Source organism: Acetobacter cerevisiae (assembly GCF_001580535.1).
In the GTDB taxonomy this organism is placed as follows: Bacteria; Pseudomonadota; Alphaproteobacteria; order Acetobacterales; family Acetobacteraceae; genus Acetobacter; species Acetobacter cerevisiae.
Genome location: NZ_LHZA01000146.1, coordinates 43,635 through 61,719, shown reverse-complemented (window position 1 = coordinate 61,719; position 18,085 = coordinate 43,635). Strand labels below are relative to the sequence as shown.

General features: G+C 55.9%; 23 protein-coding genes. All 23 read left to right on the top strand.

The annotated features are described in order from the left end of the window. On the top strand, positions 1-3,070 hold a 3,070-nt coding region (gene rpoB / locus AD928_RS08585; protein ID WP_062249801.1), incomplete at its 5' end, for a DNA-directed RNA polymerase subunit beta. Positions 3,071-3,163: 93 nt separating this feature from the next. Further along, positions 3,164-7,339, top strand: coding sequence for a DNA-directed RNA polymerase subunit beta' (gene rpoC / locus AD928_RS08580; RefSeq protein ID WP_062141830.1), 4,176 nt, complete (start codon positions 3,164-3,166; stop codon positions 7,337-7,339). Positions 7,340-7,689: 350 nt separating this feature from the next. Then, a complete protein-coding gene (gene rpsL / locus AD928_RS08575) occupies positions 7,690-8,061 on the top strand; it encodes a 30S ribosomal protein S12 (protein ID WP_025826436.1) in 372 nt (123 codons plus the stop codon). A gap of 14 nt (positions 8,062-8,075) precedes the next feature. Continuing rightward, a complete protein-coding gene (gene rpsG / locus AD928_RS08570; RefSeq protein WP_043552235.1) occupies positions 8,076-8,552 on the top strand; it encodes a 30S ribosomal protein S7 in 477 nt (158 codons plus the stop codon). A gap of 91 nt (positions 8,553-8,643) precedes the next feature. Beyond that, positions 8,644-9,834, top strand: coding sequence for an elongation factor Tu (gene tuf / locus AD928_RS08565; RefSeq protein WP_062249798.1), 1,191 nt, complete (start codon positions 8,644-8,646; stop codon positions 9,832-9,834). A gap of 104 nt (positions 9,835-9,938) precedes the next feature. After that, complete coding sequence (gene rpsJ, locus AD928_RS08560) at positions 9,939-10,247, top strand: 30S ribosomal protein S10 (protein ID WP_007282720.1); 309 nt, start codon at positions 9,939-9,941, stop codon at positions 10,245-10,247. Positions 10,248-10,257: 10 nt separating this feature from the next. Further along, positions 10,258-10,941 carry a 50S ribosomal protein L3 gene (gene rplC / locus AD928_RS08555; RefSeq protein WP_043552239.1) on the top strand — a complete coding sequence of 228 codons (684 nt, stop codon included), beginning with the start codon at positions 10,258-10,260 and terminating at the stop codon, positions 10,939-10,941. 4 nt (positions 10,942-10,945) lie between these two features. Continuing rightward, a complete protein-coding gene (rplD, locus tag AD928_RS08550) occupies positions 10,946-11,560 on the top strand; it encodes a 50S ribosomal protein L4 (RefSeq protein ID WP_062249796.1) in 615 nt (204 codons plus the stop codon). Then, a complete protein-coding gene (locus tag AD928_RS08545) occupies positions 11,557-11,892 on the top strand; it encodes a 50S ribosomal protein L23 (RefSeq protein WP_043552242.1) in 336 nt (111 codons plus the stop codon). The genes rplD and AD928_RS08545 overlap by 4 nt, the downstream gene beginning before the upstream one ends. Positions 11,893-11,908: 16 nt before the next feature. Then, the gene (rplB, locus tag AD928_RS08540; protein ID WP_043552244.1) at positions 11,909-12,739 is read left to right on the top strand and encodes a 50S ribosomal protein L2; all 831 of its coding nucleotides are present in this window, start codon (positions 11,909-11,911) and stop codon (positions 12,737-12,739) included. A 13-nt stretch (positions 12,740-12,752) separates the two neighbouring features. Continuing rightward, positions 12,753-13,031 carry a 30S ribosomal protein S19 gene (gene rpsS, locus AD928_RS08535; protein WP_025826448.1) on the top strand — a complete coding sequence of 93 codons (279 nt, stop codon included), beginning with the start codon at positions 12,753-12,755 and terminating at the stop codon, positions 13,029-13,031. 1 nt (position 13,032) lies between these two features. After that, a complete protein-coding gene (gene rplV, locus AD928_RS08530; protein WP_043552246.1) occupies positions 13,033-13,443 on the top strand; it encodes a 50S ribosomal protein L22 in 411 nt (136 codons plus the stop codon). A gap of 3 nt (positions 13,444-13,446) precedes the next feature. Next, the gene (gene rpsC / locus AD928_RS08525) at positions 13,447-14,124 is read left to right on the top strand and encodes a 30S ribosomal protein S3 (protein ID WP_043552247.1); all 678 of its coding nucleotides are present in this window, start codon (positions 13,447-13,449) and stop codon (positions 14,122-14,124) included. An 18-nt stretch (positions 14,125-14,142) separates the two neighbouring features. Further along, on the top strand, positions 14,143-14,559 hold the full coding sequence (rplP, locus tag AD928_RS08520; protein ID WP_025826454.1) for a 50S ribosomal protein L16: 417 nt from the start codon (positions 14,143-14,145) through the stop codon (positions 14,557-14,559). A 1-nt stretch (position 14,560) separates the two neighbouring features. Next, positions 14,561-14,800: a 50S ribosomal protein L29 gene (gene rpmC, locus AD928_RS08515; protein ID WP_061509090.1), complete on the top strand. Its 240-nt coding sequence runs from the start codon at positions 14,561-14,563 to the stop codon at positions 14,798-14,800. 13 nt (positions 14,801-14,813) lie between these two features. Further along, entirely contained in the window at positions 14,814-15,086 is a 273-nt protein-coding gene (gene rpsQ, locus AD928_RS08510; protein WP_043552251.1) for a 30S ribosomal protein S17, read from the top strand. Between the two features lie 18 nt (positions 15,087-15,104). Then, entirely contained in the window at positions 15,105-15,473 is a 369-nt protein-coding gene (gene rplN, locus AD928_RS08505; protein ID WP_006557767.1) for a 50S ribosomal protein L14, read from the top strand. Further along, positions 15,474-15,794, top strand: coding sequence for a 50S ribosomal protein L24 (gene rplX, locus AD928_RS08500; protein WP_043552253.1), 321 nt, complete (start codon positions 15,474-15,476; stop codon positions 15,792-15,794). 10 nt (positions 15,795-15,804) lie between these two features. Next, the gene (rplE, locus tag AD928_RS08495) at positions 15,805-16,374 is read left to right on the top strand and encodes a 50S ribosomal protein L5 (protein WP_061509091.1); all 570 of its coding nucleotides are present in this window, start codon (positions 15,805-15,807) and stop codon (positions 16,372-16,374) included. 83 nt (positions 16,375-16,457) lie between these two features. Next, positions 16,458-16,763: a 30S ribosomal protein S14 gene (gene rpsN, locus AD928_RS08490; protein WP_025826462.1), complete on the top strand. Its 306-nt coding sequence runs from the start codon at positions 16,458-16,460 to the stop codon at positions 16,761-16,763. A gap of 9 nt (positions 16,764-16,772) precedes the next feature. Beyond that, the gene (rpsH, locus tag AD928_RS08485) at positions 16,773-17,171 is read left to right on the top strand and encodes a 30S ribosomal protein S8 (protein ID WP_025826465.1); all 399 of its coding nucleotides are present in this window, start codon (positions 16,773-16,775) and stop codon (positions 17,169-17,171) included. A gap of 10 nt (positions 17,172-17,181) precedes the next feature. Further along, positions 17,182-17,715, top strand: a complete 534-nt coding sequence (gene rplF, locus AD928_RS08480; protein WP_061509092.1) for a 50S ribosomal protein L6 — start codon at positions 17,182-17,184, stop codon at positions 17,713-17,715. Then, the gene (gene rplR, locus AD928_RS08475) at positions 17,715-18,077 is read left to right on the top strand and encodes a 50S ribosomal protein L18 (RefSeq protein WP_043552261.1); all 363 of its coding nucleotides are present in this window, start codon (positions 17,715-17,717) and stop codon (positions 18,075-18,077) included. The genes rplF and rplR overlap by 1 nt, the downstream gene beginning before the upstream one ends. Positions 18,078-18,085: the final 8 nt, after the last annotated feature.

Here is an 18,085-nt window from a genome sequence, read left to right as displayed (position 1 = left end):
GCCGGTTCTGGCGATTGATGCTGCCAAGGGTCCGTGGATCCGCAACACGCTGACGGTTGATAAGAACACCGCGCGTGATGAAGCACTGATCGACATCTACCGCGTCATGCGTCCGGGTGAGCCGCCGACGGCTGAAACCGCTGACGCCATGTTCCATGGTCTGTTCTTCGATCCCGACCGTTATGACCTCTCTTCGGTCGGTCGTGTGAAGATGAACATGCGCCTTGATATCGATGTGCCGGATACCGTGCGCGTGCTGCGCAAGGAAGACATCCTGCGCACCATCAAGGTGATGTGTGAACTGAAGGACGGCCGCGGTCAGGTCGACGATATTGATAACCTTGGTAACCGCCGTGTTCGCTCGGTTGGTGAACTGATGGAAAACCAGTATCGCGTTGGCCTGCTGCGTATGGAACGCGCTATTCGTGAGCGTATGGGCTCCGTCGATATTGATACGGTCATGCCGCATGATCTGATCAACGCGAAGCCTGCTGCTGCTGCTGTGCGTGAATTCTTCGGGTCTTCCCAGCTGAGCCAGTTCATGGATCAGACCAACCCGCTGTCTGAAGTCACGCATAAGCGTCGTCTCTCAGCACTTGGCCCGGGTGGTCTGACACGTGAGCGCGCAGGCTTTGAAGTCCGTGACGTTCATCCGACCCACTATGGCCGTATCTGCCCGATTGAAACGCCGGAAGGCCCGAACATCGGTCTGATCAACTCTCTCTCCACTTACGCCAAGGTGAACAAATACGGCTTTATTGAAACGCCGTATCGCCTGGTAAAGGACGGCGTTCTTCAGGATGGCTGGAAATATCTTTCCGCCATGGAAGAAGAAAAGCTGGTGGTGGCACAGGCCGACGCCAAGCAGGATGCTGATGGCACCCTGACGGGTGATCTGGTGTCCGTGCGTCGTGGCGGGGACTTCCGTCTCGTGCCGCCGACCGAAGTGACGGCTTGTGACGTTTCTCCCAAGCAGCTGGTTTCCGTCGCTGCAGCGCTCATTCCGTTCCTTGAGAACGATGACGCGAACCGTGCACTGATGGGTTCCAACATGCAGCGTCAGGCTGTGCCGCTGGTGCGCTCTGATGCGCCGCTGGTTGGCACAGGGATGGAAGCCGCAGTGGCTCATGACTCCGGTGCAACAATTGTTGCCCGTCGTCAGGGTATTGTGGATCAGATCGACGGTGCTCGTATTGTTGTGCGTGCAACCGATGAGAATGGGGCCACGCAGGGCGTTGATATCTATCGTCTGCGGAAATACTCCCGCTCCAACCAGTCCACCTGCATCAACCAGCGTCCGCTGGTGCATGTTGGGGATACGGTTCGCGCTGGTGACATCATTGCCGATGGTCCGTCCACGGAGCTGGGTGAACTGGCTCTGGGCCGTAACACGCTTGTCGCGTTCATGCCCTGGAACGGTTACAACTTCGAAGATTCCATCCTGATCTCCGAACGTATTGCGAAGGATGACGTGTTTACCTCGATCCATATCGAGGAATTCGAAGTCATGGCGCGTGATACCAAGCTGGGTCAGGAAGAAATCACGCGTGATATCCCCAACGTGGGTGAAGAAGCGCTGCGTAACCTGGACGAAGCCGGTATCGTTTACGTCGGTGCTGAAGTGAACCCCGGTGATATCCTCATCGGTAAGGTCACGCCGAAGGGTGAAAGCCCGATGACGCCGGAAGAAAAACTTCTGCGCGCCATCTTCGGTGAAAAAGCGTCTGACGTGCGTGACACGTCTCTGCGTCTGCCGCCCGGCACGACGGGCACCATTGTTGACGTCCGCGTGTTCTCACGCCGTGGCGTGGACAAGGACGAACGTGCAATGGCGATTGAACGCGCCGAAATCGAACGTCTGTCCAAGGACCGTGATGACGAGCGCGCCATTCAGGAACGCTCCTTCTACAGCCGTCTGCGTGAAAAGCTGCTTGATCAGACCGCTGGCGCCGGCTTCAAGGGTATTCGCTCCGGCACCGTGATTACGGACGAAGTTCTGGACGAAAACCTCCGTGGCACATGGCGCAACATTGTTGTGGCGTCTGATGAGGTCATGGCTGAGCTGGAAACGCTGCGTCGTGAATTTGATGCCTCTGTGGCAAAAATTCAGGCTCGCTTTGAAAGTAAGGTTGAAAAGCTTCAGCGCGGTGATGAACTGCCGCCCGGCGTGATGAAGATGGTCAAGGTGTTTGTCGCGGTGAAGCGTAAGCTGCAGCCGGGTGACAAAATGGCCGGTCGTCACGGGAACAAGGGTGTGGTTTCTCGCGTGGTGCCTGTTGAAGACATGCCCTTCCTGGAAGATGGCACGTCTGTGGATATCGTGCTGAACCCGCTGGGTGTGCCGTCACGTATGAACGTGGGGCAGATTCTGGAAACGCATCTTGGCTGGGCTTGCGCCAACCTTGGTCGTGGCATTGGTGAACTGGTGGATGAATACCAGCGCACTGGTGAAAAGCGTCAGGAACTGCTGGATCGTCTGAAAGACGTGTATGGGCAGAATATCTATGACGAAGCCATTGCCGACATGGACAACCGCGAGCTGACCGAGCTGTGCAACAATCTGCGCAAGGGCGTGCCGATTGCAACGCCGGTGTTCGATGGGGCCTCCATCCCGGATATTGAAGCCATGCTTGAAAAAGCCGGTGTTCATAAATCCGGTCAGTCTCAGCTGATTGACGGGCGCACGGGCGAGCCGTTTGAGCGTAAGACCACGGTTGGTTACATCTACATGCTCAAGCTGCATCACCTTGTGGATGATAAGATCCATGCTCGTTCCATCGGTCCGTACTCCCTTGTGACCCAGCAGCCGCTGGGTGGTAAGGCGCAGTTCGGTGGTCAGCGCTTTGGTGAAATGGAAGTCTGGGCTCTGGAAGCCTATGGTGCTGCGTATACGCTGCAGGAAATGCTGACGGTGAAATCGGATGACGTGTCCGGTCGAACCAAGGTCTACGAAGCCATTGTGCGTGAGCAGGATGACTTTGAAGCCGGTATTCCGGAAAGCTTTAACGTTCTAATCAAGGAGCTGAAGTCCCTTGGCCTGAATGTTGAGCTGGAGCAGGGGGCCAAATAAAGGTGACCCTTAGCAGCACGATCCGTTTTTATTTTGAGGGGGAGGCCGGAATGACGATTCCGGCTCCTCATTTCCCTTTGGGGGCTTCGGCACATGAATGAACTCATGAAAATTCTTGGCCAGACCGGCCAGGCGATGACCTTCGACCAGATCAAGATTCAGCTCGCATCGCCTGAGCAGATCCGGTCCTGGTCGTTTGGTGAAATCAAGAAGCCCGAGACAATCAACTACCGGACATTCAAGCCGGAGCGTGATGGTCTGTTCTGCGCACGTATTTTTGGCCCGATTAAGGACTACGAATGCCTGTGCGGCAAATACAAGCGGATGAAGTTCCGCGGTATTGTCTGTGAAAAATGCGGCGTTGAAGTCACCCTCGCAAAAGTGCGGCGCGAGCGGATGGGTCACATCCAGCTGGCCAGCCCTGTTGCCCATATCTGGTTCCTGAAGTCTCTTCCGAGCCGTATCGGTCTGATGGTCGATATGACGCTGAAAGACCTCGAAAAGGTTCTGTATTTCGAGAACTATCTGGTTCTTGAACCCGGCACGTCTCCGCTCAAGCAGTATTCTCTGCTGACGGAAGAACAGTATCTCGACGCCATGGATGAATATGGCGAAGAAGGGATTGAAGTCGGGATCGGCGCTGAGGCCATCAAGAAGGTGCTTGAACGCATCGACTGTGATGCCGAAAAGGTCGAACTGCGTCAGGAACTGAAAGAGACGACGTCTGAAGCCAAGCGTAAGAAGCTTGTCAAACGTCTGAAGCTGATTGAGGCCTTCTCAGAAAGCGGTTCCCGCCCTGAGTGGATGATCCTTGATCTGGTTCCCGTCATTCCGCCGGAACTGCGTCCGCTGGTGCCGCTCGATGGTGGTCGCTTCGCTACGTCTGATCTGAACGATCTGTATCGTCGCGTTATCAACCGTAATAACCGTCTCAAGCGTCTGATGGAGCTGCGTGCGCCCGATATTATCGTGCGTAACGAAAAGCGTATGCTTCAGGAAGCTGTTGATGCCCTGTTTGACAACGGCCGCCGTGGCCGTGCCATTACCGGTGCCAACAAGCGTCCGCTGAAGTCTCTGTCCGACATGCTGAAAGGCAAGCAGGGCCGCTTCCGTCAGAACCTTCTTGGTAAGCGCGTTGACTATTCTGGCCGTTCGGTCATCGTGGTTGGCCCGGAAATGAAGCTGCACCAGTGCGGTCTTCCCAAGAAGATGGCGCTGGAACTGTTCAAGCCGTTCATCTACTCCAAGCTGGAAAAATACGGCCACGCCACAACCATTAAAGCTGCAAAGCGCATGGTTGAAAAAGAGCGTCCGGAAGTCTGGGATATCCTTGAAGAGGTCATCCGCGAGCATCCCGTGATGCTGAACCGCGCACCGACCCTTCACCGTCTCGGCATTCAGGCGTTTGAGCCTGTGCTGGTTGAAGGTAAGGCCATCCAGCTGCATCCGCTCGTTTGTACTGCGTTCAACGCGGACTTCGACGGTGACCAGATGGCTGTGCACGTGCCGCTGAGCCTCGAAGCCCAGCTTGAAGCACGTGTGCTGATGATGTCCACCAACAACATTCTCAGCCCGGCAAACGGTAAGCCGATTATCGTGCCGTCTCAGGACATTGTTCTTGGTCTGTATTACCTCAGCCTCGAAACGCCTGAATTCGGTGTGACGCCGGATCGCAACGAGTATGACGACACCACTGGTAAATTGACGACCAAAGGTGCGCCGTCCTTCTCGTCCATCGGTGAAGTGGAATACGCTCTGAATGCCGGCGTCCTGAAGCTGCACGATAAGATCCGTGCCCGTTTCGAGACGATCGATGCAGACGGCAAGAAGCACCATGAAACGGTTGTGACCACTCCGGGTCGTGTGCTGATTGCTCAGATCCTGCCGAAGAGCGAAGCCATTCCGTTCTCGCTGATCAACAAGCAGCTGACCAAGAAAGCCGTGTCTGACGTTATTGATACGGTCTATCGTCACTGTGGCCAGAAAGAAGCGGTGATTTTCTGTGACCGTCTGATGGCACTTGGTTTCCGTCACGCTGCAAAAGCCGGTATTTCCTTCGGTAAGGATGACATGATCATCCCGGCTGAAAAGAAAGTGCTGGTTGACCGCACGGCGGCTGAAGTGAAGGAATTCGAACAGCAGTATCAGGATGGTCTGATCACGGCTGGCGAACGCTACAACAAGGTGGTGGATGCCTGGTCTCGCTGCACGGACGAAGTCCAGGCTGCGATGACCAAAGAGATTTCCCGTCAGGAAGTCGGTAAGCCCATCAACTCTGTGTGGATGATGAGCCATTCCGGGGCTCGTGGGTCACCGGCGCAGATGAAGCAGCTTGCTGGTATGCGTGGCCTGATGGCCAAGCCGTCTGGTGAGATTATTGAACAGCCGATTATTGCGAACTTTAAAGAAGGTCTCTCGGTTCTCGATTACTTTACGTCTACCCATGGTGCACGTAAGGGTCTGGCCGATACCGCTCTGAAGACCGCAAACTCCGGTTATCTGACGCGTCGTCTGGTCGACGTGGCGCAGGACTGCATCATTGTCGAAAATGATTGCGGCACCGAGCGCGGCCTGACCATTCGTGCGGTGATGGATGGCGGTGAGGTTGTTTCCTCTCTGTCCGAACGGATCCTCGGCCGGACACTGGCTGCAGACGTGATCGATCCGGCTTCTGGTGAGGTTGTTGCGCCGCGCAACTGCCTGATCGACGAAGCCGATGCTGAACGCATTGAAGCATCCGGCGTGGAAACGGTTCAGATCCGCTCTGTGCTGACCTGTGACAGCCGCGTTGGCGTGTGTGGCCACTGCTATGGCCGTGACCTTGCACGAGGCACGCCGGTCAACATTGGTGAAGCTGTCGGTGTTATTGCCGCCCAGTCCATCGGTGAGCCGGGCACTCAGCTGACCATGCGTACCTTCCATATTGGTGGTGCGGCGCAGCGTGGTGCTGAGCAGTCCATGATCGAAGCGTCTCGTGACGGCAAAGTGGTTATTCGTAACCGCAACGTTGTGCAGAACAGTCAGGGCGTGCCAGTTGTCATGGCCCGTAACTGTGAAATCCTGCTGACGGACGAAGCTGGGGTCGAAAAAGCCCGCTATCGTGTGCCGTATGGTGCTCGTTTGCTGACGACGGAAGGTGCGGAAGTCACACGCGCTCAGAAACTGGCCGAGTGGGACCCCTACACCCTGCCGATCATCACCGAGAAGGCTGGTAAGGTTGAGTATCTTGACCTGATCGACTCCATCACGCTTGTCGAGCGTATGGATGAAGTGACGGGCCTGACTGCCAAGACCGTGGTGGACTACAAGCAGGCAGGGAAGGGCGTTGATCTGCGTCCGCGCTTGCAGCTGAAGGACGCCAAGGGCGACGTGATCAAGCTAGATAACGGCAACGATGCCCGTTACTTCCTGCCGCCTGAATCACTTCTGTCTGTTGAAAACGGCGCAGAAGTTCATGCGGGTGACGTGCTGGCACGTCTGCCGCGTGAAGGGTCCAAGACCCGTGATATTACCGGTGGTCTGCCGCGTGTGGCCGAGCTTTTCGAAGCCCGTCGCCCGAAAGACCATGCGATTATCGCGGAAATGGAAGGCCGTGTTGAGTTTGGGAAGGATTACAAGTCCAAGCGCCGCGTTATCGTGAAGAACGATGAGACGGGTGAAGAGACCGAATATCTGATCCCCAAAGGCAAGCACGTGTCCGTTCAGGAAGGCGACTTCGTCGAGAAGGGCGATCCGCTGGTTGATGGTCCCCGCGTGCCGCATGACATTCTGAAAGTCATGGGGGTTGAGGCTCTGTCCGACTACCTCGTGAACGAAATTCAGGATGTGTATCGTCTGCAGGGCGTGAAGATTAACGATAAGCACATTGAAGTCATCGTCCGTCAGATGCTCCAGAAGGTCGAAATTCTGGAGCCTGGTGATACGACGTATCTCATTGGCGAAACCGTTGATCGGATTGAGTATGAGACCGAGAATACCAAGCGCATGAATGCTGGGGAGCGCCCTGCGCTTGCTATGCCGGTGCTGCAGGGTATTACCAAGGCCTCTCTGCAGACCCAGTCCTTCATCTCTGCTGCATCCTTCCAAGAGACCACACGTGTCCTGACAGAGGCTGCAACGGCAGGGAAGGTGGATACCCTGAATGGTCTGAAAGAGAACGTCATTGTCGGTCGTCTGATCCCGGCTGGTACGGGGAGCGTCATGAACCGTCTGCGGGCAATCGCAGCGTCTCAGGATCGTCAGCGCGTCGGGCGGTCTGCTGCCGAGTAAAGAGCAGGCGTCATTAAGACGTTAGAAGAGGAGGGATCAGGGCTATGCTCTGGTCCCTTTCTTTTTATGTGAGGGCTTCTTTCTTCTTTTCGCGGTCGAGAATCGCGTACCCCGCTTGACTTAAGGGGGGGGGAGAGGTAGTTAGCAGCCCTCAGCTTCTGCTCCCGTGCCGGAGCGGAGGTAAATTCGTAATTCTTGTGTAAGCATGCGGTTGGCTTTCTCTGGAAAGTTAGAGCCGGATGCCTAGATAGCCCCACACGGGTGTTGTTGCCTGGTGGGTTTTTCAAATGACAGTCGGCAGCCGATAAAAAGGTTAGCCGGCCGAACTGTGTAAGGATCGGGAAAGGCGCATGCCGACCATCAACCAGCTCATTGCCAAGGGGCGCAAGCCTGCAGTCAAGCGCAACAAAGTGCCCGCGCTGCAGAGTTGCCCCCAGAAACGTGGTGTTTGCACCCGTGTTTATACGACGACGCCTAAAAAGCCGAACTCCGCACTGCGTAAAGTTGCAAAGGTGCGTCTGACGAACGGCTATGAGGTGGTGAGTTATATTCCGGGTGAAGGCCACAACCTTCAGGAACATAGCGTCGTGCTTATCCGTGGGGGTCGTGTAAAGGATCTTCCGGGTGTGCGTTATCACATCCTTCGCGGTGTCCTGGATACCCAGGGTATTGCTAAGCGTCGTCAGCGGCGTTCGCTCTACGGCGCGAAGCGTCCGAAGTAAGAGGAAGTTAAGGTATGAGCCGCCGTCACCGCGCTGTTAAGCGTGAGATTCTTCCTGATCCGAAGTTCGGAGATATTGTCATTACGCGTTTCATGAACGCTCTGATGTATGATGGCAAAAAATCCACTGCGGAGAGGATTGTTTATGGAGCTCTCGAGGCGATGGTTCGCCGGAGTGGAGCTTCTGCAGATCCGGTCGCATTGTTCCACAATGCTCTGGATAACGTTAAGCCTGCAGTAGAAGTTCGCTCTCGCCGCGTTGGTGGTGCGACCTATCAGGTGCCTGTTGAAGTTCGCACTGAGCGCCGTCAGGCGCTGGCCATCCGCTGGGTGATCGACGCTTCCCGCAAACGGGGCGAGAACACCATGCAGGACCGGTTGTCCAACGAACTGATGGACGCTGTGAATAACCGTGGCGCTGCTGTAAAGAAGCGTGAAGATACCCATCGTATGGCCGAAGCCAACAAGGCATTCAGCCACTATCGCTGGTAATCTTTTAGGTGTGGCATTCACTCCTTGTGGAGTGGGGGCGGACTTATTAAAAACTGCATCCCGATAAGTTTTCGGGGTATGGAGTAGAGAAATGGCTAAGGCTAAATTTGAGCGGAATAAACCGCACTGCAACATCGGCACCATCGGTCACGTTGACCATGGCAAGACGTCTCTGACGGCTGCTATCACGAAGATGCTGGCAAAATCCGGTGGTGCTGACTTTAAAGCATACGACCAGATCGATGCGGCTCCGGAAGAGCGCGCTCGTGGGATCACCATCTCCACGGCTCACGTGGAATATGAAACCGACAAGCGTCACTACGCGCACGTCGACTGCCCCGGACATGCTGACTACGTGAAGAACATGATCACGGGTGCAGCGCAGATGGACGGCGCTATCCTCGTGGTTTCCGCAGCTGATGGTCCGATGCCGCAGACCCGTGAGCACATCCTGCTCGCTCGTCAGGTCGGTGTGCCGGCTCTGGTTGTCTTCCTGAACAAAGTTGATCAGGTTGATGATCCGGAACTGCTTGAGCTGGTTGAAATGGAAGTTCGTGAACTTCTGTCTTCCTATCAGTTCCCTGGCGACGATATCCCCATCATCAAGGGTTCCGCTCTGGTAACTCTGGAAGATGGTGATCCAGAAGTCGGTGAAAACCGCGTTAAGGATCTGATGGATGCGGTCGACTCCTACATCCCGCAGCCGGAACGTCCGGTTGACCGTCCGTTCCTGATGCCGATCGAAGACGTGTTCTCCATCTCCGGTCGTGGCACCGTGGTGACGGGCCGTGTCGAGCGTGGCGTTGTGAACGTGGGTGACGAAGTTGAAATCGTCGGCCTGAAGGACACCGTTAAGACGACCGTTACGGGCGTTGAAATGTTCCGCAAGCTGCTCGATCGTGGTGAAGCTGGTGACAACATCGGTGCGCTGGTGCGTGGCACGAAGCGTGAAGATGTTGAGCGTGGTCAGGTTCTGGCTAAGCCGGGCTCCATCACCCCGCATAAGAAGTTCAAAGCTGAAGCTTACATCCTGACGAAGGATGAAGGTGGCCGTCACACGCCGTTCTTCACCAACTATCGTCCGCAGTTCTATTTCCGCACGACCGACGTCACCGGCGTTGTTCACCTGCCGGAAGGTACGGAAATGGTCATGCCTGGCGATAACTGCGCCATGGATGTTGAACTGATCGCTCCGATCGCCATGGATGAAGGCCTGCGTTTCGCTATTCGCGAAGGTGGCCGCACCGTTGGTGCCGGCGTGGTTGCTTCTATCACCGAGTAATCGGTTAGAAGCCTAGGACTGGATGGCCCCGGCTGAGTCTTCGGCCGGGGTCTTACTTGGCGGCCGGGTTACCCCGGACCAGTAAAGTGTTGGACTAAGAAACAATGGACAACCAGAACATCCGCATTCGCCTGAAGGCGTACGATCATCGTGTTCTCGATAACAGCACGAAAGAGATCGTCAATACGGCGAAGCGTACGGGTGCGCGGGTTCGGGGTCCTATCCCGCTGCCGACGCATATCGAGCGGTTTACAGTGAACCGCTCTCCCCACGTGGATAAGAAGAGCCGCGAACAGTTCGAAATTCGGACTCATCGCCGCCTGCTCGATATTGTCGAGCCGACTCCGCAGACCGTGGACGCTCTCATGAAACTCGACCTCGCCGCTGGCGTGGATGTCGAGATCAAACTTTAAGGTCCAGACGATGCGCACCGGATTGATCGCAAAAAAGTTGGGCATGTCCCGACTGTTCAAGGAAGATGGCACACATGTGCCCGTTACCGTCCTGCATGTGGATTCCGTGCAGGTGGTTGATGTCCGCACCCAGGAGCGGGATGGCTACACAGCCGTTCAGCTGGGTATGGGCAAAGCCAAGGTAAAAAATGTCTCTAAGCCGAACCGCGGCCATTTTGCCCGCACAAAGGTAGAGCCGAAGAAGAAGCTGGCTGAATTCCGTGTAGCTGACGATGCTACGCTGGACATCGGTGCTTCTCTGTCCGCAGCTCACTTTGTTGTGGGGCAGAAAGTCGACGTGACAGGCACCAGCAAGGGTAAAGGGTTCGCAGGCGCCATGAAGCGCTGGAACTTTGCCGGTCTGGAAGCCTCCCACGGCGTATCCATCTCTCACCGTTCACATGGTTCTACCGGTAACCGTCAGGATCCCGGCAAGACCTTCAAGAACAAGAAGATGGCTGGCCACCTTGGCGATGAGCGTATTACCACGCTGAATCTTGAAATTGCTGCGATCGATCCGGAAAAGAACCTGATCATGATCCGTGGTTCCGTTCCCGGAGCTAAAAACGGTGTCGTTCTGGTCCGTGATGCGATTAAAAAAGCCCGCCATGTCGATGCGCCTTACCCGGCCGCTCTCGTGACGGCGGAGGGCTGAGGTCATGGAAATCGAAATCAAAACGCTTGATAACGGCACCGCAGGTTCTGCAACGCTCCCCGAGGCGCTGTTCTCCGTAGCACCGCGCAATGACATCATGGCGCGTGTTGTGCACTGGCAGTTGGCTAAGCGCCGCGCTGGTACGCATAAGGTCAAAGGCATGGGCGAAGTGTCCGGCACGACCAAGAAGCCGTACCGCCAGAAAGGCACCGGTAGCGCCCGTCAGGGTTCTCTCCGTGCGCCGCAGTATCGTACCGGTGGCGCTGTCCATGGTCCGGTTGTGCGTGATCATGGCTACGACCTTCCCAAGAAGGTGCGTCGTCTGGGTCTGATTTCTGCGCTGTCCCAGAAGGCAAAAGAAGGCAAGCTGGTTGTTCTTCAGTCTGCTTCTGGTGTGGCACGCACGAGCGAACTGGCTGCAAAGCTGAAAACGCTTGGCTGGACGTCTGCCCTGATTGTTGACGCCGCTGTTGATGAAGACTTCCTGCGCGCAGCAAGCAACCTGCCGCGCATTGATGTCCTGCCGACAATCGGTGCCAACGTTTATGACATTCTTAATCACGAGGTCCTGGCAATTACCCAGGCTGGCCTCGAGGGTCTGAAGGAGCGCCTGGCATGACGAACATTCTTGCTCTGCGCAAGAAAGCCGAGCGTCTTTCTCGGGAAGCGATGTACGACATTGTTCGTTCTCCGCTGATCACCGAGAAGGCAACTGCGCTTTCAGAGAAAAATCAGGTTGCTTTCAAGGTTGCGATCTCTGCAACCAAGCCTGAAATCAAAGTGGCTGTGGAAACACTGTTCGGCGTCAAGGTCGTTGGCGTTAACACGCTTGTCCAGAAGGGCAAGACCAAGCGCTTCAAGGGGCGTCTGGGGCAGCGTTCTGATATCAAGAAGGCGTTCGTCCAGCTTGCGGAAGGTCAGTCCATCGACCTTACCGCCAAACTGGCGTGACGTGGGGTAGGAACAAATGGCACTGAAGCACTTTAATCCCGTCACGCCGAGCCTTCGTGGTACGGTTCTGATCGATCGTTCCGACCTCTGGAAGGGTAAGCCGGTCAAGCAGCTGACGGAAGGCAAAAACAAGACGGGTGGTCGTAACAATAACGGTCGCACTACGTCTCGTTTCCGTGGCGGCGGGCACAAGCAGTCTTACCGTTATGTCGACTTCAAGCGTCGTAAATTTGATGTGCTGGGCACGGTTGAGCGTCTGGAATATGACCCCAACCGTACCGCCTTCATCGCGCTGGTGAAGTACGAAGACGGTGAGCTGGCTTACATCCTGGCACCGCAGCGTCTGAAAGTTGGTGACAATGTCATCGCTGGCACACGTGTTGACATCAAGCCGGGTAACGCGATGCCGCTGGCATCCATCCCGGTTGGCACGATCGTGCATAACATCGAACTGAAGCAGGGTGCTGGTGGCAAGCTGGCCCGCTCTGCCGGGACGTATGCACAGCTGGTTGGTAAAGATGCCGGCTATGCACAGATCAAGCTGCAGTCTGGTGAACTGCGTGTTGTGCGCGGTGAATGCATGGCCACGGTTGGGGCAGTCTCCAACCCGGACAACATGAACCAGCACATGGGTAAGGCTGGCCGTGCGCGCTGGCTGGGTCGTCGTCCGCATAACCGCGGTGTTGTGATGAACCCGGTCGACCATCCGCATGGTGGTGGTGAAGGCCGCACCTCTGGTGGCCGTCATCCGGTTACGCCGTGGGGCAAGCCTACCAAAGGTTACAAAACTCGGGTCAACAAGCGTACGGACAGTCTGATTATCCGTCGTCGGAAGACCGGCAAGTAAGGGGCAATAGAAGATGGCACGTTCCGTCTGGAAAGGCCCGTTCGTCGACGGGTATCTGCTGAGCAAAGCTGAAACGTCCCGCGCGTCGGGTCGTAATGAAGTGATCAAGATCTGGTCACGTCGTTCTACGATCCTTCCGCAGTTCGTTGGTTTGACGTTCGGTGTTTATAATGGTCAGAAGTTCCTGCCCGTGCAGGTGACGGAGAATATGGTCGGACACAAGTTCGGCGAATTTTCTCCCACCCGTACATTCCACGGGCATGGGGCCGACAAGAAGTCGAAGCGGGGCTAAGATGAGCAAGCCGAAGCATCCGCGCACGCTCGCGGAAACAGAAGCGCAGGCGATTACGCGCAACATCCGGGTTAGTCCCCGCAAGTTGAACCTTGTTGCGGGTCTTATCCGCAACAAGCCTGCGTCTCAGGCTGTCGCAACCTTGACGTTCTCCAAGCGTCGCATTGCCCAGGAAGTCAAAAAGACCCTGGAAAGTGCGATTGCTAATGCCGAGAACAATCATCAGCTGGACGTTGACCAGCTGGTTGTGAAGACGGCTGAGGTCGGAAAGTCTATTGTCATGCGTCGTTTCCATGCGCGTGGCCGTGGTCGTTCCGCCCGTGTGGAAAAGTTCTTCAGCCATCTGAAGATTGTTGTTGCCGAGCGGGCTCCGGAGCCCGAAGCAGCTTCTCCTGAGCAGAAGGCGGCCTGACGTATGGGACATAAAGTCAATCCAATCGGGCTGCGGCTCGGAATCAATCGCACCTGGGATAGCCGTTGGTACGCTGACTCCGACTATTCTCGTCTGCTGCACGAAGACCTGAAGCTGCGCGCTTTCCTGCGTCGCAAGCTGTCTGGTGCTGGCGTGTCCCGCGTTGTGATCGAACGCCCGGCTAAAAAGCCGCGCGTTACCATCTATGCGGCTCGTCCGGGCGTTGTGATCGGTAAAAAAGGCCAGGACATCGATGCTCTGCGCAAAGAGCTGACCAAAATGGCCGGTACGGAAGTGGCTCTCAACATTGTTGAGATCCGCAAGCCGGAAATCGACGCAACTCTGGTGGCTGACAACATTGCTCAGCAGCTCGAACGTCGTGTGGCTTTCCGTCGCGCCATGAAGCGCGCCGTGCAGTCCGCTATGCGTCTGGGTGCACAGGGGATCCGGATCAACTGTTCCGGTCGTCTGGGTGGCGCAGAAATCGCTCGTATCGAATGGTATCGTGAAGGTCGTGTGCCGCTGCATACGCTCCGTGCTGATATCGATTACGGGACGGCTACTGCACAGACCACGTATGGCGCTTGCGGTGTGAAGGTGTGGATCTTCAAAGGTGAGATCCTGGCCCATGACCCACTGGCTCAGGACCGCCGGGCGGCCGAGCAGGCCCCTCAGCGCTGAGGCGAAGGATAGAAGACAATGCTCTCTCCGAAGCGAACTAAATTCCGTAAGGCTCACAAAGGTCGTATTCACGGCCTGGCCAAAAGCGGTACGACGCTCAACTTCGGTACGTTTGGTCTGAAGGCTCTTCAGCCCGAACGTATCACCGCACGGCAGATTGAAGCCTCTCGTCGGGCTATCACCAGGGCGATGAAACGTGCAGGTCGCGTGTGGATTCGTATTTTCCCTGACCTTCCGGTCTCGACAAAGCCTGCAGAAGTGCGTATGGGGTCGGGCAAGGGATCTCCCGAATACTGGGTGGCCCGTGTGAAACCCGGTCGCATTTTGTTTGAAATCGAAGGCGTGCCGCCCGAGATCGCGCGTGAAGCGCTGGCTCTCGGTGCAGCAAAGCTGCCGATTAAGACGAAATTTGTGACCCGAATTGGAGATGCGTAAGATGGCGAAGGCAACAAAGCCCGCTGACCTGCGTGCCAAAACGGCCGATGAACTGAACGCGCTTCTGCTCGAACTGAAGCGCGAACAGCTCAATCTCCGGTTCCAGCAGGCAACCGGGCAGAACGAAGGCCAGAGCCGCATTCGTGTGGTCCGTCGTGAAATTGCGCGCATCAAAACGATCGTCGCGCAGAATACTGAGAAGTCTGCGGCAGGTGCGAAAACATCTGCTGCCATTTCCTGAAGGGAGTTGGACGATGCCAAGGCGCGTCCTTACCGGACGTGTGACCAGCGACAAGATGGACAAGACCGTAACGGTTCTTGTCGATCGTCGCGTCATGCATCCGCTGTATAAGAAGTTCATCCGTCGCTCTAAGAAATATGCAGCGCATGATGAAGAGAATGTCTGCAAAGTGGGCGATACCGTGCGCATCATCGAATGCACACCGATTTCCCGGCGCAAGACGTGGGCCGTGGTGGCACGCAACGGTGAGGTTGTTGATGCGTCCTCCGCTGGCGTGTCGGCGTAAGGTAAGGATATCTAGATCATGATCCATCCCGAGACCAACCTCGACGTGGCCGACAATTCTGGTGCGCGTCAGGTGCAGTGCATCAAGGTGCTGGGCGGTTCCAAACGGAAATCCGCCTCGGTCGGCGACGTGATCGTCGTGTCTGTCAAGGAAGCCATCCCCCGCGGGAAGGTGAAAAAAGGCGACGTACACCAAGCTGTTATCGTGCGTACCTCTTATCCGGTTCGTCGCCCCGACGGGAGCGCCATCCGTTTCGATAAGAATGCTGCTGTGCTGATTAACAAGCAGCAGGAGCCGATCGGCACCCGTATCTTCGGCCCGGTTGTTCGTGAACTGCGTGCGCGCAAGTTCATGAAAATTATCTCTCTGGCGCCGGAGGTTCTATAAATGGCTGCTCGCATTAAAAAAGGCGATACGGTTGTTGTCATCAGCGGTTCCTCCAAAGGGACCCAGGGTGAAGTTCTTTCCGTCCGCCCGGCTGAAAATCGTGCGATTGTGCGTGGCGTTGCAATGATCAAGCGTCATCAGAAAGCAACGCGCATGGGTGAAGAGGGCGGCATCATCACGCGTGAAGCCCCGATTCATCTGTCAAATCTGAAACTGATCGATCCGGCCTCCAAGAAGCCGACCCGCGTTGGGTTCCGCGTTCTTGAAGACGGACGGAAAGTTCGTGTTGCGAAAGCAACCGGCGAAGTGATTGAAGGCTGAGGGGGCGAGAATGAGTGAGTCTAAGGGCGTTCGTTCCGTTCCTCGTATGCAGGAACGTTATGAAGCCGAACTGCGTGCCAAGCTGCGCGAGCAGTTCGGTTACAAAAATATCATGCAGGTTCCTCGGCTGGAAAAAATTGTCCTGAATATGGGCGTTGGTGAAGCTGCGGGCGACCAGAAGAAACTGGACGCTGCTGTTGCTGAAATGACGCTGATTGCAGGTCAGAAGCCGGTCAAGACTGTTGCTAAAAAAGCAATCGCGGGCTTTAAGATCCGTGAAGGTCTGCCGATTGGTTGTAAAGTTACGCTGCGTCGTGCGCAGATGTATGAATTCCTTGACCGTCTGGTCACGATCGCAATGCCCCGCATTCGCGATTTCCGTGGTCTGCCGGCAAACAAGGGATTTGACGGACGCGGTAACTTTGCTCTCGGTCTGAAAGAGCAGCTCGTTTTCCCGGAAATCGACTACGATAAAGTGGACGAAGTTCGTGGGATGGACGTGGTGTTCGTGACCAGTGCAAAGACGGATGCGGAAGCTAAGGCGCTTCTTAAAGCATTCGATCTGCCCTTTGCTGCCTGAGTGAAATAGGTTATCTGTCACCAGGTGTTGTTGTCTTGGAAAACCGTCGAAGGTTTTCGAAGGGTTCCGGAGGATAAAAATATATGGCTAAGACTTCTGCCATCACGCGTAATGCCAAGCGGACACGCATGGCTGCGCGGGACAAGGAAAAGCGTGCGGCGCTGAAAAACATCGTCATGGACCGCTCGCTTCCTGTAGAAGATCGGTTTGATGCGTCTTTAAAGCTGGCTGAACTGCCGCGGAATGGTTCACGTGTTCGCGTGCGTCTCCGTTGCAAACTTACGGGGCGCTCTCGCGGTAACTACCGCAAGTTTGAGCTGTGCCGTATCGCACTGCGTGATCTGGCTTCAAACGGGCAGATCCCGGGCCTGGTCAAAGCTAGCTGGTAAGGGCGCACAATGTCACTTTCTGATCCGCTGGGTGATATGCTCACCCGTATTCGTAACGCACAGCGTGCACGTCACGTGTCCTGTGTGTCGCCGGCTTCCAAGCTGCGTTCGAATGTTCTCGATGCCCTGCAGCGTGAAGGCTACATCCGTGGCTATTCACACGAAGAGATTCGCAAAGGCATCACTCAGCTCCATATCGAGCTGAAGTATTCCGAAGGCGAGCCGGTTATTAAGGAAATTCATCGCGTGTCCCGCCCGGGTCGCCGTGTGTATTCCAAGATTAAAGAATTGCCGCGTGTGCGTGCTGGTCTCGGGGTTTCGATCCTGTCCACACCGCGTGGTGTTCTGTCTGATGTCGAGGCTCGCGCTGCCAATGTTGGCGGCGAAGTCCTCTGTCGCGTGTTCTGAGGAGGGATAAATGTCACGTGTAGGCAAATATCCCGTTGATGTTCCCGCCGGGGTGACTGTCTCGATTGCAGACGGTGTGTTCAAGGCGAAAGGGAAGCTGGGCGAACTCGCGTTGCCGCTTTCCTCTCACATTGAGGCGGAAATTTCAGACGGGAAAGTCGCGGTGCGTCCGGTTGGGACAGCAGCGCAGGCTCGTATGATGTGGGGTACAACCCGCGCACTGATTGCAACAGCAATCAAAGGCGTATCTGAAGGGTTCTCAAAAGCTCTTGAGATTAACGGTACTGGTTACCGCGCTGCAGTGCAGGGTTCTAATCTTGTGATGAACCTGGGCTATTCTCACGACGTGGTTTATCCGATCCCGCAGGGTATCAAGATCTCCACGCCGCGTCCGACAGCTATTCTTGTCGAAGGTATCGACAAGCAGCGTGTTGGTCAGGTTGCTCTTGATATTCGCAGTTTTCGTAAACCTGAGCCCTACAAAGGCAAGGGTGTGCGTTATGAGACGGAAACCATTCGTCGCAAGGAAGGCAAGAAGAAATAATGAGCACTCAGCAGGAACTGCGGAACCGTCGGCGTGCTCGCCTGCGTTTTCAGCTCCGTCGCAAGGCTGGTGGTCGTCCGCGTCTGTCGGTCTTCCGGTCTGGCAAGAACATCTATGCACAGGTCATTGACGATGTGCGTGGCTGCACCCTTGCTGCCGCTTCCAGCCTGGATAAAGAACTTCGTCCGTCTCTGAAGAGCGGTGCCAACAAGGATAGCGCTGGCGCTGTCGGTAAACTTGTTGCGCAGCGTGCTGTGGCTGCAGGCGTCTCCCAGGTTGTTTTCGACAGGGGGTCGTATCTTTATCATGGGCGCGTGAAAGCCCTGGCGGAGGCTGCCCGTGAGGGCGGTCTCTCCTTCTGAGGAAAGGA